Genomic DNA, 15,943 nt, shown 5'->3' on the forward strand with positions numbered 1-15,943 from the left:
GTCCTTCGCGGTGGCGATCAAGGGTCGTGCGGTACCGGCACGACGCGTGCCGGTCTGATTCCGATCTCGGTGACGTCGACGGAAACGGTGATCGTGCTGTCCTTGGCGTCGGTGTAGATGATGCCGCGCAACGGAGGGACGTCCGCGTAGTCCCGGCCCCAGGCGGCCGTGATGTAGCGCTCGTCGCCGAACTGGTCGTTGGTGGGGTCGAGGTCGAGCCAGTGGCCGGCGCGGTCGGAGCCGTGCGCGGCGGGCGTCCACACGGCCGCCCAGGCGTGCGTGGCGTCGGCGCCGACCATCCGCTCCTTGCCCGGCGGCGGATCGGTGGCCAGGTAGCCGGACACGTAACGGGCGGCGAGGCCGTGCGACCGCAGGCAGGCGACGGCGAGGCGGGCGAAGTCCTGACAGACGCCCGCGCGTGCGGCGAACACGTCGGCCACCCGGGTGGACACCGTCGTTGCGCCGGAACGATAGGCGAAGTCGTCGTGGATACGCGTGTTCAACTCGGCCACCGCGTCCAGCAGCGGCCTGTTCGGCGGGAAGGATTCGGCCGTGTACGCCGCGACCTCCGCGGTGATCTCCGGCGGGTGCAGGTCGAGGGCGAACTCCACGGCGAACGGTCCGTTCGCACCGGTCGGCCGGGCCTTCTCCCACGGTTCGGCGGCCGGGCCGCCATCCCGAAGGGGGGCGTCGACTTCGACCAGCGATTCGCCGACGACGGTCAGCGCACGATGTTCGGTGGTGACGTGGAAGTAGGAGGTGATGTTGCCGTACACGTCCGCGCCCACCGACCGGTCCGAGGGAGCCGGGTCGATCCGGATGTCGTGGGACAGCAGTCGCTGACCGGGTAGATCACGCGGCGTCAGGTACGCGCGGCCGTACGAATTGGTGACCTCCCCGGAGTACGAGTACTTGGTGCGATGCTCCACTTGATAGCGGCGCACCGCACCGCCCGGGCCGGTCATTCGACAACCTGCGCGCTACCCCACAGCGGCTGGATGCCGACCGGCAGCGACAGCGTCGTGGTCTCGAAGGATTCGGATACCTTGCGCAGCCGCAAGTGCACTCCCTCCAGCAACTCCGCCAGTTCGGTGCGCCGGTCGTCGGAGTCGGTGACCTCCAAGTCGTCGGGGTCGAGGCGGCGCAGCATGCGGCGTGCGTCCGCGAGCAGCCGCTGCGGACGCGAGGACGCCGAAGCGCCGGGCAACGCGTGGAAATCGGCGTGCAGCCGTTCCAGCTGGTAGGCCAGTGATCGCGGGTTGGCGGTGTCGAACAGCAGGAGTTCGGCGACGTTCGACAGGCGCACCGAATCCTGATGCCGCCTGCGGTAGCTCACCGAGGACTCGGTGGCTCGCAACACCCAGTCGGTCACTTCTCGCTCGGTCTGTTCCGGATACCGCTTGGTCAGCGCGGCCGAGAGCAGCGCGGTCATGGCGAGGCCGCGCTCGATGCGCTTGCCGATGTCCCTGACGTGCCATCCGGTGTCGCGGATCAGCGACTCCCCGTCGATCCCGGACAGCGCGAGCAGCCCGGCCAGGGTGCGCGAATGCACGTCCGACAACTCCGCCTCCAGGTCGTCCACCCCGGCCGGATAACCGGCCAGCGCGCGGTCGACCGCACCGAGGATCATCCACGTGTCCACCGACAACTGGTCGCGCACGGCGCGCGCGGCGTTGCCGTACCGGTCGATCGCGAAGGCCAGCGAACCGGGCAGCTCCCGGTCGATCGTCAGCGCGACGAGGTAGTCGTGACCGGCACGGGACGCGCCGGGCACCGGCGGCGCGCTGTCCTCCGCCGCGCTCGTCGTCTCGTCGCTGTCCGATCGCCCGGCGACGGCCTCCACACCGGCCGCGACCGGAGGCGCATCGGCACCGGCAACGGCTTCCTCGCGGGCGGCTCCTCCCGCACCGGGCAGCGCCGGAACGGGTCTCGGCTGCCCTTCGGCATGCGCGGTCGAGCCGGGCTCGGCGTGCGCCCGCTCGTCGCCGTATCGCGCGACTCCACCCTCGACGGCGCCGCCCGGCGCGTTCGTGCCTCGATCGGCCGAACTCTGCTGCGGCGCAAGGGCTCGCACCTCGGGGCCGAACAGTCCCTCGGTCGGAGCCGCGGTGGCGGTGACCCGGCCGAGGGCGGCCAGCAGGATCGGCAGCGCCTCGGCGCCTTCGAGCCAGGGGCGATAACGGAACTCCTGGTAGCGCTCGTGGGTGGCGATCAGCAGACGGGCGGCGTCCTCCGCGCGCTCGCCGTAACGGCCGATCCAGAACAGGTCGTTGAGCACGCGCGGTGAGCTGATCGCCGCCACGGTAGGGGCGGTGCGCCGTTCGCGCTCGCGGGGCGGTTCGGTGCTGATCGCGGCGGCGGGCGTCGGCGCGGCCCGTACCCAGATGTCCTTGGCGGCGACCTTGCGCGCGGCACGATCGGGCGTGCGCTGACGCAGCTGGCCGAGACCACCGGACATTACGGTGTAGCCGCCCCGGTGGGCGAGCGAGAACAATCGCATGCCGACGGGAGCCGCGCCGAGACCGTCGTGATCGCGGATGGCGGGCGTGACGGAGAACTGCGCCGGTTCCTGGCCCACCCACTGCCACCCGTGCGCATCGATCCTGGCCTTCAACTCCGCGCGCTGATCCCGGCTCAGCTCGGGACCGAACAACGTGGCCCCGTCGACCGCGGAGCGGAGAACCAGCTTGTCCAGCCGCGCGATCAAATGCTTGCGTTCCCGCTCGTGCCCACCCCAGTACGACGGCGCGCTCTCCAGCAGCAGGTCCTCGCCCAGCAGCGCGCGGGACAGGGCGGGCAGGAAACCGGCCAGCGCGGGATTCTCCAGCAGCCCGCTGCCGAGCGTGTTCACCACCGTCGCCGCGCCGCGCCGCAGTACCTCGACCAGTCCCACCACGCCCAGCCGGGAATCCGGCCGCAGATCGAGCGGATCGGAGAATTCGGCGTCCACCCGGCGCAACACCACATCCACCCGCTTCAGCGTGCCCAGCGACCGCATCCACAGCGCGCCGTCGCGCACCACCAGATCGGCGCTCTCCACCAGCGGAAAACCGAGCGTGGAAGCGAGATACGCCTGATCGAACGCGGTCTCGGAGTGCACGCCGGGGCTGAGCACCACGACCACCGGCTCGTCGTCGTCGGTCGGCGCCGATTCGATCAGCATCAATCGCATCGCCCTGGCGAACGGCGTCAGCGGACGCGGATTGGCGTGCTCGAACGATTCCGGGACAGCGGTCGAGACCACCCTGCGGTCCGCCAGCGCGTATCCGGCGCCCGCCGGCGCCTGCGTCCAGTCGGCGAGCGCCCGGAACCGCCCGTCGCTCCAACGGCTGATATCGCAGGCGTGCAGGAAGAGCTGGTGGCGCCCCGGCACGGTGATGCCGTGCGCGGCCCGGACGTAGCCGCGGTTGCCGAACACGGCCTCCGGCGCGAGCAGCCCCGAGCCGAGCGTCCTGCGCGGCCCGTAGATATCGGTGAGCACCTCGTCGAACACGCGGGAGCGCTGCTCCAGCCCGGCCTCCAGCCGGGTCCAATCGTCGGCGGCGACCAGCAGGGGAATCGGATCGAGGCGCCACGGCGCCGGGGTTTCGGCCGCTGCGCCGACCTCGAGGTAGGTGATGCCGTCGTCATCGATCAGCCTGCGCACCCGGCTGTCCAGCCTGCCGAGGCCGTCCCCGCCGAGTTCGGCGAAGTCGGCCGACAGCTCCGACCACATCCGGCGCACGTTGCCGTCCGCGTCGACCAGTTCGTCGTAGTAACCCGCGACGGGCGCGCCGCATTCGTCGTAGGCGGCGGTTTCGGCGCCCTCCGAGCGGTAGCGCGTGAACTGCTCGCGCACCGTGGCGCCGGTCGCGGTCTCCCGCCGCTCATCGCGCAACGTCACCGCGCCGACCTCGCTTCCGCGCCATCCGTACCAACGGTCGTCGAACGCTCCGGGCGGTCCGCGCCCGGCGGGCTTTGTGACCATTTTCGCATGTCGCGGCCCCGGCACCGGGCGAACCGGCAGCCCGCGCGGCGTGGCAGCACCCGCGCCGGACACGGCGACACGCGGGCCGGGGTCCCACCGCGACCGCCGAGCCGGTGGTATCACCGAACCACGACAACGATCTCGTCAGGAGGTCATATGCGTACACCAGGTTGTTCATCTTGCGAATCCGCGTTCGACCACTGCCATGGAACCCTGATCGTGCACGCGAGCCGGATCGCGGAATGCACCGACGAGCAGTGCCTCGAGCTCAGCCATGACCGGCACGCCTTCGTCCTCGATTGCCGAGACCTCGCGGGCGGCTGCCGGTGCACCGACGACACGGTCCGCCGCCGCGCCTGAACGGTTCCGTACCCTGGCCCGGTGAGCTATGACCACGTGTTGCTACCGTCCGGTGTCGCGTCGTCGATCGCGGAGGTCGACGCCTACCTGAGCACCCAGCAGGGCGCCCCCGAGTCGGGGACGGTAGCGCGGATCGCGGCCGAACTGAACAGACGCAACGCGGAACTGCCCGAGGAGGACGGCTTTCTCAGCACCGCGCCGGTAGGCGGCGCGGCCACCGGCGCGGTGCTGCACGTGGCGTGTCCCTACGACGCGATCGGTTTCGTCCGCCACCTGCTGTTCGAACTGGCCACACCGCTGAACTACGCCGTCTACGACCCCCAGCTGGCCTGGCTGATCGATCCCGCCGGGCACGTCGGCGCCATGGTCACGCACGGTGGTGCGGGCGAGTTCCCGTACCCGACCGAAGCGCTTGTCCAGCAGTGGATCCCGGAGCTGAGCCCGCCCAACCCGTACCTCGTGGTCGAGCGCGGCGACCAGTTCTACATCCAGACCTACCGTGACAACTCCGGCGCGTACACCGTGGAGTACCGGGACGGCGATCCCGACAGGCATTTCGGCACGACCGTCTCCGACCCGGCCACCGTGGCCGCCCTCATCTGGGGCTGGGCCAACGACGACCGCAGCCGTTTCCCCGGCCTACCCTGGTCGCGCGTCGATCTCTAGCACCCGTCACTGGTTCTGGACGGCCAGCCGGCCCGCCAGCGCGAGGAACGAGGCACCGAAAACCCGCCGCGTCCAGGTGACGACGGCGGGCCGGGAGACGACCTGGTCGCGGACGGCGGCCGCGCAGGCGCCGTATACCGCGAACACCGCGAAGGTCGCCAGCATGAAGATGCCGCTCAGCTCGAGCATGCGCGCGACCGCGTTCGGCGCGCCGCTGGGCACGAACTGCGGGAGGAACGCGAAGAAGAAGATGGTCAACTTGGGGTTGAGCAGGTTCAGCAGTACCGCCGAGGTGATCACCTTCCGCACCGAGGGCGCGGTGTGCCCGGTCCGTTCCGGCACGGCGAGCGCGCCCTTGTCCCGGAAGGTGCTCCAGGCCATGTACACCAGATAGGCGACGCCGAGGTACTTCAGCGTCTGGAAGGCGACCGCGCCGGCGTTCAGCAGCGCGGCCAGACCCGTGATCGCCGCGATCAGGTGCGGGACGGTGCCGAGCGTGCAGCCGAAAGCCGCGATCACCGCGGCCCGCACGCCCCTGGACAGCCCGGCCGCGAGCGTGAACAGGACACCGGTTCCGGGGGTGGCGACGATGACGAGCGTCGTCAGCAAGAATTCGATGCTCATCTCCGACACGGTAACCCACGCCGGGCGGCACGCAATCCCGCTCGGGAGAAGCGTTTGCGCCTGCTACAGCGCGCGCCGCCCGGACAGCGCGCGGCCGAGGGTCAGCTCGTCGGCGAATTCGAGGTCGCCGCCCATCGGCAGGCCCGAGGCCAGCCTGGTCACGCTCAGGCCGGGGAAGTCGCGCAGCATCCGGACCAGATAGGTGGCCGTGGCCTCGCCCTCGGTGTTCGGATCGGTCGCGATGATCACCTCGCTGACGTCGACGCCGTCCTCCTGGTTTCCGATGCGCGCCAGCAACTCCCGGATGCGCAGCTGGTCGGGGCCGATGCCGCTGAGCGGATCGAGCGCGCCGCCGAGCACGTGGTAGCGACCGCGGAACTCCCGGGTGCGCTCGATCGCCTGCACGTCCTTGGGTTCCTCGACCACGCAGATCATCGTCCGGTCCCGGCGCGGGTCGGCGCAGATACGGCACAGCTCGCCGTCGGAGACCGTCCCGCACGTCACGCAGAACTGCACACCGTCGCGCACCTTCTGCAACGCGGCCTGCAACCGATCGATCTCCGGCGGCTCCACCCCGAGCAGGTGAAAGGCGATGCGCTGGGCGCTCTTCGGACCGACGCCGGGCAGCTTGCCCAATTCGTCGATCAGATCCTGGACCGGACCCTCGTACAACTGCTACCCCGGCTCAGAAACCGGGCAGCGAACCGCCGCCGAGGCCACCGGACAGCGGTCCGAGCCGTTCCGCGGCGACGCGCTGCGCGTTGGCCATCGCGTCGTTGACCGCGCCGATGACCAGGTCCTGCAAGGTCTCGACGTCGTCGGGATCCACGGCCTTCGGGTCGATGGTCAGCGACACCACCTCGCCGCTGGCCTTGATGGTGACCCGGACCAGGCCGCCGCCCGCCTCGCCTTCCACCTCGGTCGCCGCGATCTCTTCCTGGGCTTCCATCACCGCCTGCTGCATCTGCTGCGCCTGGGCGAGCAACTGTTGCATATCGAACTGGCCACCTGGCTGCACGGGAGGGTCCTCTCTGGAGAAGGTGTCACCGGCCAGCCTAGTCCTGCCGCACCGTGTCCCCGGCGCGGCCCGACGGGTCCGATGTCGCGACGCATGGTGGATAACAGGTTGGGTAGTTCCGGTGGAGACCGACCGAGCGCGCCTTACCATCGACACCGAGTCGGGGTCGGTGTGCAAATCTGGAGACAAAGATGATCGCAGTTCGTGCACGTTTCCTGAGCACCCTGGTGCTCACGCTTGGTGTTCCCAGCATCTTTCTCGGCGCTACGGCGCCAACGGCGTCCGCGGACACGGAGATCATCGATGCGACCGAGGTGATCGATGCCCAGGAGGTCATCGATGCCGAAACCATCCCGGCGGTCGCGGACTACGGTGACGGCTGCGTCCTCTATCCGGACGACAAGGCCGCGACACTCGATTCGCTGCGCTTCCGGTGCTCGGCGCAGCAGCAGGACGCCATCTTCCGCGCCGCGCCGCTGGGCGACGTTCCCTCCGGCGTGAAGTCGGGCTGGGTCACTCGTCCACCGGTCATGCAAGCCGTCGCGCCCCCGCTGTGGATCGGCAAGACCTTCTACACCGGCCCGGACGGCGGCTACCTGATGAACCGCCTCACCGGTGCGGGCATCGAGGGCTGGCGCGCCGACGTATACGCGGCGCCCGCACTGACCGACGGGCAGCCCGCCTGGGCCCTGAACTACGCGCCCTCCCCGACGCCGCCGGTCTACGACGAGATCCGGGAGGTCACCCCGGGTGTGTGGTTCGGCTATTCGTGGTGGCGCGGCGCGTTCCAGACCACCCTGCTGCTGACCTTCGCGCTCGCCTGAACACCGAGTGTCGTTGACCCTCCCGTCGCTGGAGGGTGTTGGCTGGTGCCATGACGGCAACCGTCCCCATCGGCGAGTTCTCCAGGCTGAGCAATCTCAGCGTGAAGACGTTGCGCTACTACCACGAGATCGGCCTACTGGCTCCGGTCGACGTCGACGCCGGGTCGGGCTATCGGCGGTACGCGACGGCGCAGGTCACGCAGGCACAGTTGATCCGGCGGCTGCGCGAGCTGGACATGCCGGTCCCGGAGATCCGCGCCGTCCTCGCCGCGCCGGACGACGACGCCCGTGACGCCACGCTGCGCGCGCATCTGGAGCGCATGGAGGCGGAACTGATCCGTACCCGTGCGGTCGTGGCGTCGTTGCGCTCGCTGTTGACGCCCGCACCCCCGATCACCGTGGAGTATCGCGTGGTTCCGGCGTTCCCGGCCGCGGCGATCGGCGCGACGGTGGCGCGCGAACACATCGACCGGTGGTGCGCGTCGACGTTCCCGGCGTTGTACGAGGCGCTGGCCGCCGCGGATATCGCACCCGCGGGGGTCGGCGGCGCCACCTACGGCACCGATTTCTTCGAACAGGACGAGGGCGCGGTCGTCGCGTTCGTCCCGGTCGCCGACGCCGACATCGTCTTGCCCTCAGGACTTTCGGCGATCGAGTTACCCACGCGACGATTCGCCGTCACCGTGCACGAGGGCCCGTTCGAGGATTTCGACCGCACCTACGGAGCGCTGGGCAGTCATGTCGCCGAACACGATGTCGCGTTGCCCGAACCGATCCGCGAGTTGTACCTGCTCGGACCGGATGTGTCCGACGATCCCGCCACCTACCGAACCGAAGTGTGCTGGCCCATCGCCCAACCGTGAAAAGGAGACATCCATGACGCTCTCTATCGCCCACGTCACCATCGACTGCGAGAACGCGGGCGCGCTCGCCGAATTCTGGTCGCGATTGCTGGAGACGCCCGTCGATCCCGGCCCCACCCCGGAGTTCGCCACCGTCGGCCGGACCACGGGTGCCGCGACCGCGCTGATGTTCCTCCGGGTGCCCGACAAGAACCCGGGAAAGAACGTGATCCACCTCGACCTGCTCGCCTCCGACCGGGACGAAGTCGGACGCGCGATCGGCCTCGGCGCGAAGCACGTCGGCGACTTCGACGAGTGGGGCATGAAGTGGACGACGCTGGCCGATCCCGAGGGGAACCTCTTCGACATCGCCGCCGAGTAGGCCGCTCGACACCGCGACGACGGTCCGTACGGACCGTCGTCGCGCCCGTCGATCAGGCCAGTTCGCGCTGCAGGTTTCCGAGCACCTCGGCCTGGATCTTCTTCAGGCCGAGCGGCGCGAAGATGCCCTCGAAGATACCGGCGATGCCGCCCGCGCCCTTCCAGGTGGTGCGCAGTGTGACCCGCGCGCCCGTGCCCTCCGGCGTGACGGTCCAGGTGTTCACCAGCGTCGAATTCGAGTCGCGCTCGGTGACAATGGAATCGGATACCGAGACGACCGCGTGCACGTTGCGCGAACGCTTCTCGGTGGCCTGCAACGTCCACTCCGCGACGGTGCCCGCGCCCTTGCCGCCTTCGACCACCTTGTAGTCGCGGTAGTGCGACGAGAGAATGCGCGGACGCACCGTGTCGTAGTCGGCGATGGCCTCCAGCGCGCGCTGCGGATCCGCCTGCACGTCGATCGAACTACTGGCGCTGACCTGTCCCACAATGAGCTCCTTGTCCGGATGCGGTGTCTCGACCGATCTCCATCCTGCCCTGTCGGCGCGGGAGGAAAGCGCCGAGGGTGCCGCGAACTACTCCAGACAATTCGGTATTCCATTTCGCAACATATGCGTGACATTTCTCCGCCACCGTGCCCGCGCGGTGGCCCCGCCGTTTGGTCCGTACTAGCGTCGAGGGGTGGCAGTGAGTCTGTTGGGGAAGGCCGGACACGCACCGGCCGCACGCGAATCAGGATTTGCCGCGCATCGAGCGGGCGTGGACCGTCTTTTGGCGAGCTACCGCGCGATACCCGAGCACGCCAACGTCCGGTTGGCGAAGAAAACGTCGAACCTATTCCGCGCCAGGGCGAAGAACCCAGCGCCCGGTCTCGACGTCTCCGGACTGACCCGGGTCATCGCCGTCGACCCGGTCGCCAAGACCGCCGATGTCGCGGGCATGACCACCTACGAGGAGCTGGTCGCCGCCACCCTCCCGTACGGGCTCGCGCCGCTGGTCGTTCCCCAGCTCAAGACGATCACGCTGGGCGGCGCGGTCACCGGCCTCGGCATCGAGTCCACGTCCTTCCGCAGCGGCCTGCCGCACGAGTCGGTGCTGGAGATGGACGTGCTCACCGGCGCGGGCGAGATCCTCACCGCCACGCCGGACAACGAGCACGCCGATCTGTTCCGCGGATTCCCGAACTCCTACGGCACGCTGGGCTACACGGTGCGGTTGAAGATCGAGCTGGAAGAGGTGCGACCATACGTCGCGCTGCGGCACGTGCGTTTCCGGGACCTGCGTGAACTGGAGGCGACCCTCGCGACGATCGTGACGGACCGTGCCTTCGAGGGTGAGCCCGTCGACTATCTCGACGGCGTCGTCTTCACCGCCGAGGAGAGCTACCTGACGCTGGGCCGCCGCACCGACGAGCCGGGCCCGGTCAGCGACTACACCGGTATGGACATCTTCTACCGGTCCATCCAGCACGACGGCGACACGCCCAAGCGCGACCGCCTGACCATCCACGACTACCTGTGGCGCTGGGACACCGACTGGTTCTGGTGCTCGCGCGCCTTCGGCGCACAGCACCCGAGGATCCGCCGGATCTGGCCGAAACGCTACCGGCGCAGCAGCTTCTACTGGAAGCTCGTGGCGCTGGACCACAAGTACGCCATCGCCGACAAGCTGGAGGCCCGCAAGGGCAATCCCCCGCGCGAGCGGGTCGTGCAGGACATCGAGGTGCCGGTGGACCGCACCGCTGACTTCGTGGAATGGTTTCTGCGCGAGATCCCGATCGAGCCGATCTGGCTGTGCCCACTGCGTTTGCGCGAGAGCGGCGACCCGGCTGGGCCGGGCGGACGCACCTGGCCGCTGTACCCCCTGGAGCCGGACCGGACCTACGTGAATGTCGGATTCTGGTCGGCCGTGCCCACCACCCCCGGGCAGCGAGAGGGCGCGGCCAACCGCGCGATCGAGCGCACGGTGACCGAGTTCGACGGTCATAAGTCGCTGTACTCGGATTCCTTCTACGACAAGGATGAGTTCGCGGCGCTCTACGGCGGAAACATCTATACCGAACTGAAGAAACGCTACGACCCGGACCAGCGCCTGCTGGATTTGTATTCGAAGGCGGTGCAACGCAGATGACGACATTCAAGGACCGTTCCGATGTCTTCGCCGATCTCGGGACCAAACTCAGCATTGCCGAGATCTTCGAGACCCTCGTCGAGGGTGAAGTCCCGATCCGATTGACGGCCTACGACGGCAGCTCGACCGGACCGCGGGATTCGGAGTTCGCGCTGGACATCCGTACCCCGCGCGGCATCAACTATCTGGCGACGGCCCCCGGCGACCTGGGCATGGCCCGCGCCTACATTTCCGGCGACATGACCGCGACCGGCGTGCACCCGGGCGATCCGTACGAGATCCTGAAGGCGCTGGACGGGTTGAAGTTCCGCCGTCCGTCCGCGCTGGCCCTGGTGACCATCGCGCGCTCGCTGGGCTGGGAGCGGCTCAAGCCGGTCGCCCCGCCGCCGCAGGAGACCCTGCCGCGCTGGCGCCGGATCGCCTTCGAGGGCCTGCGCCACTCCAAGACCCGCGACGCCGAGGCGATCCACCACCATTACGACGTCTCGAACGCCTTCTACGAGTATGTGCTCGGCCCGTCGATGACCTACACCTGCGCGGTCTACGGCGACGAGAACTGGACGCTCGAGCAGGCACAGGAGAACAAGTACCGCTTGGTGTTCGAGAAGCTCCGGTTGAAGGAGGGCGACCGGCTGCTCGACATCGGCTGCGGCTGGGGCGGCATGGTGCGCTATGCCGCCAAGCGCGGCGTGAAGGTGATCGGCGCGACGCTCTCGGCCGAGCAGGCGGACTGGGCGCAGAAGAAGATCGCCGAGGAAGGCCTGGCCGACCTGGCGGAGGTGCGCCATTCCGACTACCGCGATGTGCCGGAGGGCGAGTTCGACGCGGTGTCCTCGATCGGCCTCACCGAGCACATCGGTGTGCACAACTACCCGTTCTACTTCGACTTCATCAAGAGCAAGCTGCGCGACGGCGGCCTGTTCCTGAATCACTGCATCACCCGCCCGGACAACACCCGCACCACCAAGGCGGGCGATTTCATCGACCGCTACGTGTTCCCGGACGGCGAGCTGATCGGCTCCGGGCGGATCATCTCCGAGATCCAGAACATCGGGCTCGAGGTGCTGCACGAGGAGAACCTGCGCGAGCACTACGCCCTGACCCTGCACGAATGGTGCAAGAACCTGGTTGCCAACTGGGACGCCTGCGTGGCCGAGGTCGGCGAGGGCACCGCGAAGGTGTGGGGCCTGTACATGGCGGGGTGCCGGCTGGGCTTCCAGCGCAACGTGGTTCAGCTGCACCAGGTGCTCGGGGTCAAGCTCCCCGCCGACGGCGACTGGACCGTGCCGCTGCGTCCGTGGTGGCAGCCGTAGTCCGGTTCGTTCAGTAGGCCTGACTGCCCGCCTCGTTCAGGAGTTCATCCAGGAAGGGGGCGGGCAGTTCGATGTCACCGACCTGGGCCGAGGCGGGCAGGTCGGCGCGCAGCACGCGCAGGATGCCGACCACGCCGGGGCCCGCGTCCAGCAGCGGCCTGGTCCAGCCGAGGCCTGCGCAGGTGGTGACCGCGGGCAGCAGCAGGTTGGTGGCCTCGCCGACCCAGCCCGCGGTGGCCAGACATTCGGCCAGCAGCAGCGCGGCGTCCAATTGGGCGCGCGGACGGTGCTTTTGCAGAGTGTGGTCGTAGAGCGCGCGGGCGCGGCGAACGGCCCGGTCGTCGGAGCCGGGCCGGTGTTCGGCGAGCAGAGCACGAATAGCCGCGAGTTCCTCCGCCTCGGCGGTGAGCAGGGCTGCGCCGGTCAGCCGATGCCCCATCTGCAACGGCGTGGACTCGCTGAGATCGGTGTAGCGGCGCTCCCCGGCCTCCAGCGGCAGCCCGAGGCGCAGCCGTTCGGCGCGGATGTGCGCGGCCAGGCGCGCCAGGCGGTTGTCGGCGGCGATGCGCGCGCCCTCGTCCAGCCGCGTGGCCGCGGTGAACAGATCCCCGCCGACCGCCTTGACCCGCGCGCCGACGACGAAGGTGGAGATCAGGAAGTCCACCGGCCCCACCCGGGTGACCAGCTCGTGGCTTTCGTCCAGCAGCCGGTCGGCGGTCTCCAGATCACCCCGGCGATAACTCGTTTCGCCGAGCAGAGCGGCGGCCACGCGCACCGCGTGCGAGCGCGGTCCGGAGCGCTCGCGCGCGGACTCCCAGGCCTGCTGGAAACAGCGGGTGGCGGTGGCGACGTCGAGTTGCTCGTAGGCGGCCGCGCCCTGGCCGCAGCGCCCGAATACCAGGCCGAGCGGGTCTTTCGAGTCCTTGTGATAGTCCTCGGCCCATTCCTGGATCTTCCTGGCGCCCTCGAAGTCGAATCCACACAGGCGCACGAACGTGGTGAGGTTCGCCGCGGTCGAGACCGTCCACGCCGGTAGATCGTCCGGCTCCTGCAAGCAGTCCGCGACCCGATCCAGCACGCCCTCGGTGTGGTCGCGCGCGATCTGGTCCGAGGCGGCGAGCACCGCCGCCTGGCAGCGCTGCACGCGCACATCCGCGTCACCGGTGGAGCCGCGGGCCAGGATGTTGGACAGCCTGCCCAGTGCGTTGCGCGCCGCGCCGGACTGCTGCAAGTTGACATTCGCCCTGGCCACCGCTATCAGCAACTTCGAGCGCGAGGCCACCTGCTGCATCGGCAGTTTCGACACGCTGCCCAGCAGGGTGGCGAGCCGGGATCCGTCGATCAGGTCCATCCCGCCGCCCTCGAGCAGGTCCAGCGCCATCTTCAGATCGGTCGCGGCCAATGCGTGGTCGACCGACTTGCGCAGCAGTTGGTGTTCGGCGTACCAGCGCGAAGCCTTGCGGTGCAGCGACTTCGACTTCCCGGGGTGAACGCGATCGAGCCGGGTCCGCAGATGCTCGGCGAACAGCGGTTGCATCCGGAACCACTCCGGGTCGTGCTCGATGCGCCGCAGGAACAGCTCCCGTTGCTCGGCCTGCTCGAGTAGCTGTTCGGCGTCCGGTTCACCGGACAGCGCCGCGGCGAGCGAGCCGCAGATCCGCTCGGTCACCGCGATCGACATGAGGAACTCGAGCATCTTGGGTTCCAAGGTGTCCAGCACGTTCTCGGCGAGGTATTCGCGGATGCCGTGGTTGCCCTCCGACAGTGTGGCGATCAGCTGAGCGGGGTCGGCGTTGCCGCGCAGGGACAGTCCGACCAGCTGGATGGCCGCGGGCCAGCCGTCGGTGGCGGTGTGGATCTCGGTCACCTGCTCGGGGGTCAGGTCGAATCCGTTGCGCTCGACGAGGATCTGCCTGGTCTCCGCCTCGGTCAGGCGCAACGCGGCCGAGCCGATCTCGACCAGTTCGTCGTGTACCCGCATCCGGCTCGTCGGCAGGCCGGATTGCTCTCGGCTGGTCACGACGAAACGCAGGTGGTGGCAGCCGTTGTCCAGCAGGGCTTCCATCGCCCGGTGCGCGCCCGCGTCGGTGATCCGCTGCCAGTCCTCCACGATCACCACGACCGTCTTGCCCGCGGCGTGGATCTCGTCGATGAGCGTGGGAATCACGAACGCGGCGGCGTCGGCGGGCCGCTCCTCCAGCACCTGGTCCAGACCGGCGCCGACGTCCGGATGCACCCGGCGGATCGCCTGGATCAGGTGGGCGAGCAGCCAGATCTCGTTGTCGTCGTCGCGGTCGATACCGATCCAGGCGACGGCGGCGGAGCCCTCGGTGAGTTCGGCGCGCCACTGCGCGGCCAGTGTGCTCTTGCCGAACCCCGCGGGCGCGTGGATCACCGCGAGTCTGCGCCGTCCGCCCCCGCGCAGGGTGTCCAGCAGACGCGGCCGCGGTATCGGGTCTCGCGTGGGCGTGGGGGGACGGAATTTGGTCACAGCCGTCGGCGGTGCCGTCGTCGAAGTCGCCGAATGCTGCGAGACGGCGGGCCGCAGCGTCAACGGCCAGCTGCGTCGCGCGGTGACCGCGGGACGGGAACCGGTCCACGCCACGGTCGGTAGGCCCACCGCGGTCGGAATCGTCGGTTCGGGCTCCGGCGTGGTGTCCAGCAGCGCCATCTCGTCGGGCAGCTGGCCGTGGCCGCGCTGCACCTCGCGCAGCATCTCGCCGAACTCGTAAGCGCTGGCCGGGCGATCTCGCGGACTCGGAGCCATCGCGTGTTCGATGACGGTGGCCACATCCGGCGGAATGTCCTGTTCGCGCAGGTCCGGCACGGGCTGGGTGGTGATTCGCAAGAACTGCGCCACCACCCGCTCCCCCGCCTGCCGCTCGAAGGCAGCGTGCCCGGTGAGCAACGCGAACAGCGTCGAGCCGAGGCCGTAGACGTCGGAACGGATAGTCGGCTCGTCGCCTTTGAGGACCTCCGGCGCGGTGAACGCGGGCGAGCCGGTGATCATGCTGCTGGACGTGCGGAACCCGCCCGGGATGCGGGCGATGCCGAAATCCGTCAGCTGCGGTTCGCCATAGCCGCTGAGCAGGACGTTGGCCGGTTTCACGTCACGGTGCAGGATCCTGGCGCGGTGTGCGCTCTCGATGGCGCCCGCCAGCTTGACCCCGGCTCGCAGCGAGTCCGCCCAGGTCAGCGGGCCCTGATCGCGGATGAGCTGCTCCAGCGACCCATGGGTGCAGTACGGCATGACGATGAGCGGCATGCCGGTCGCCGTCACGTCCACCTGGAGGATGTCGACGATATTCGGGTGGCCGGACAGCCTGCCCATGGCTTGTTCCTCACGCAGGAACCGCTCCCGGCTCTCCTGGTCGATCTCCGAGGAGAGCACTTTCACCGCGACCACCCGATCCAGCGCGGTCTGCACGCAGCGATACACCACGCCGAATCCGCCCCGGCCGATCTCCACCGCACCGGACAGGCCCATCGCCTCCAACTCGTCGGCGATGTCGATGGGCGCCTCCCGCCGCGTGTCCGTCTCGGCCGCAGTCGATTCGGGGCGCACCCGGCCCGAACGCGTCTGTGGATTCATGTGATCACCTCGAACTCACATCGAATCGGCGACATCGGCGACCAAACTCCGCGCCGACCCCGGACGCGGTGTCCGATATGTCTGCGCATACTCCAACGTAGCGCGGCCCGGTATCAGGCGGGTGACGTTTCCGAACAGGACGACCCGTGCCGCCGATCCGTGCGTTCCGCGCAGCTCAGTGCTCCGGCCGGGGCTCGATGTCCGGCGCGAAATGGGCTCTCGCGCT

General features: G+C 69.2%; 14 protein-coding genes. 7 read left to right on the forward strand and 7 right to left on the reverse strand.

The features are described from left to right. Window positions 1-17 precede the first annotated feature (17 nt). Both NG1_RS18015 and NG1_RS18020 read right to left on the reverse strand, forming a co-directional pair. Window positions 18-965: a transglutaminase family protein gene (locus NG1_RS18015; RefSeq protein ID WP_062972313.1), complete on the reverse strand. Its 948-nt coding sequence runs from the start codon at window positions 963-965 to the stop codon at window positions 18-20. Further along, window positions 962-3,967, reverse strand: a complete 3,006-nt coding sequence (locus tag NG1_RS18020) for a circularly permuted type 2 ATP-grasp protein (protein ID WP_084499004.1) — start codon at window positions 3,965-3,967, stop codon at window positions 962-964. Before NG1_RS18020 ends, NG1_RS18015 begins: the two co-directional genes overlap by 4 nt. Window positions 3,968-4,123: 156 nt before the next feature. Between NG1_RS18020 and NG1_RS18025 the strand changes: the two genes are divergently transcribed. Both NG1_RS18025 and NG1_RS18030 read left to right on the forward strand, forming a co-directional pair. Then, a complete protein-coding gene (locus tag NG1_RS18025) occupies window positions 4,124-4,327 on the forward strand; it encodes a hypothetical protein (protein ID WP_062972314.1) in 204 nt (67 codons plus the stop codon). Between the two features lie 21 nt (window positions 4,328-4,348). Then, window positions 4,349-4,993, forward strand: a complete 645-nt coding sequence (locus NG1_RS18030) for a hypothetical protein (RefSeq protein ID WP_062972317.1) — start codon at window positions 4,349-4,351, stop codon at window positions 4,991-4,993. 6 nt (window positions 4,994-4,999) lie between these two features. Here the strand turns inward: NG1_RS18030 and NG1_RS18035 are convergent, their stop codons facing one another. The 3 genes from NG1_RS18035 to NG1_RS18045 form a co-directional block, all read right to left on the reverse strand. After that, window positions 5,000-5,617, reverse strand: coding sequence for a LysE family translocator (locus tag NG1_RS18035; RefSeq protein ID WP_062972319.1), 618 nt, complete (start codon window positions 5,615-5,617; stop codon window positions 5,000-5,002). A gap of 63 nt (window positions 5,618-5,680) precedes the next feature. Further along, window positions 5,681-6,289 carry a recombination mediator RecR gene (recR, locus tag NG1_RS18040; RefSeq protein WP_040864415.1) on the reverse strand — a complete coding sequence of 203 codons (609 nt, stop codon included), beginning with the start codon at window positions 6,287-6,289 and terminating at the stop codon, window positions 5,681-5,683. A gap of 13 nt (window positions 6,290-6,302) precedes the next feature. Further along, window positions 6,303-6,635 (reverse strand): YbaB/EbfC family nucleoid-associated protein, encoded by a 333-nt coding sequence (locus NG1_RS18045; protein ID WP_062972321.1) that lies wholly within the window; start codon window positions 6,633-6,635, stop codon window positions 6,303-6,305. 191 nt (window positions 6,636-6,826) lie between these two features. Between NG1_RS18045 and NG1_RS18050 the strand changes: the two genes are divergently transcribed. From NG1_RS18050 to NG1_RS18060, 3 genes are read left to right on the forward strand one after another with little or no spacing between them, the layout of a single operon-like run. After that, a complete protein-coding gene (locus NG1_RS18050; protein ID WP_062972323.1) occupies window positions 6,827-7,459 on the forward strand; it encodes a hypothetical protein in 633 nt (210 codons plus the stop codon). Window positions 7,460-7,509: 50 nt separating this feature from the next. Beyond that, window positions 7,510-8,322, forward strand: coding sequence for a MerR family transcriptional regulator (locus NG1_RS18055; RefSeq protein ID WP_062972325.1), 813 nt, complete (start codon window positions 7,510-7,512; stop codon window positions 8,320-8,322). Between the two features lie 13 nt (window positions 8,323-8,335). Next, window positions 8,336-8,683, forward strand: coding sequence for a VOC family protein (locus tag NG1_RS18060; RefSeq protein WP_062972328.1), 348 nt, complete (start codon window positions 8,336-8,338; stop codon window positions 8,681-8,683). A gap of 52 nt (window positions 8,684-8,735) precedes the next feature. Here NG1_RS18060 and NG1_RS18065 read toward each other — a convergent pair whose 3' ends face one another. Then, window positions 8,736-9,170, reverse strand: coding sequence for an SRPBCC family protein (locus tag NG1_RS18065; protein ID WP_040864411.1), 435 nt, complete (start codon window positions 9,168-9,170; stop codon window positions 8,736-8,738). A 199-nt stretch (window positions 9,171-9,369) separates the two neighbouring features. Between NG1_RS18065 and NG1_RS18070 the strand changes: the two genes are divergently transcribed. After that, the gene (locus NG1_RS18070) at window positions 9,370-10,812 is read left to right on the forward strand and encodes an FAD-binding oxidoreductase (protein ID WP_062972330.1); all 1,443 of its coding nucleotides are present in this window, start codon (window positions 9,370-9,372) and stop codon (window positions 10,810-10,812) included. Next, the gene (locus tag NG1_RS18075) at window positions 10,809-12,125 is read left to right on the forward strand and encodes a class I SAM-dependent methyltransferase (protein ID WP_040864410.1); all 1,317 of its coding nucleotides are present in this window, start codon (window positions 10,809-10,811) and stop codon (window positions 12,123-12,125) included. Before NG1_RS18070 ends, NG1_RS18075 begins: the two co-directional genes overlap by 4 nt. Window positions 12,126-12,135: 10 nt before the next feature. Here NG1_RS18075 and NG1_RS18080 read toward each other — a convergent pair whose 3' ends face one another. Beyond that, on the reverse strand, window positions 12,136-15,717 hold the full coding sequence (locus NG1_RS18080) for a serine/threonine-protein kinase (protein ID WP_062972331.1): 3,582 nt from the start codon (window positions 15,715-15,717) through the stop codon (window positions 12,136-12,138). Between the last annotated feature and the right edge of the window lie 226 nt (window positions 15,718-15,943).

The sequence above is a fragment of the Nocardia gamkensis NBRC 108242 genome (assembly GCF_001612985.1).
Classification (GTDB): domain Bacteria; phylum Actinomycetota; class Actinomycetes; order Mycobacteriales; family Mycobacteriaceae; genus Nocardia; species Nocardia gamkensis.

What these genes read in the sequence shown, in the direction of transcription:
- NG1_RS18055 (WP_062972325.1), top strand. Translation starts at nt 7,510, where the DNA reads ATGACGGCAACCGTCCCCATCGGCGAGTTCTCCAGGCTGAGCAATCTC.
- NG1_RS18080 (WP_062972331.1), bottom strand. Translation starts at nt 15,717, where the DNA reads ATGAATCCACAGACGCGTTCGGGCCGGGTGCGCCCCGAATCGACTGCG.
- NG1_RS18020 (WP_084499004.1), bottom strand. Translation starts at nt 3,967, where the DNA reads ATGGTCACAAAGCCCGCCGGGCGCGGACCGCCCGGAGCGTTCGACGAC.
- NG1_RS18075 (WP_040864410.1), top strand. Translation starts at nt 10,809, where the DNA reads ATGACGACATTCAAGGACCGTTCCGATGTCTTCGCCGATCTCGGGACC.
- NG1_RS18025 (WP_062972314.1), top strand. Translation starts at nt 4,124, where the DNA reads ATGCGTACACCAGGTTGTTCATCTTGCGAATCCGCGTTCGACCACTGC.
- NG1_RS18015 (WP_062972313.1), bottom strand. Translation starts at nt 965, where the DNA reads ATGACCGGCCCGGGCGGTGCGGTGCGCCGCTATCAAGTGGAGCATCGC.
- NG1_RS18035 (WP_062972319.1), bottom strand. Translation starts at nt 5,617, where the DNA reads ATGAGCATCGAATTCTTGCTGACGACGCTCGTCATCGTCGCCACCCCC.
- NG1_RS18060 (WP_062972328.1), top strand. Translation starts at nt 8,336, where the DNA reads ATGACGCTCTCTATCGCCCACGTCACCATCGACTGCGAGAACGCGGGC.
- NG1_RS18050 (WP_062972323.1), top strand. Translation starts at nt 6,827, where the DNA reads ATGATCGCAGTTCGTGCACGTTTCCTGAGCACCCTGGTGCTCACGCTT.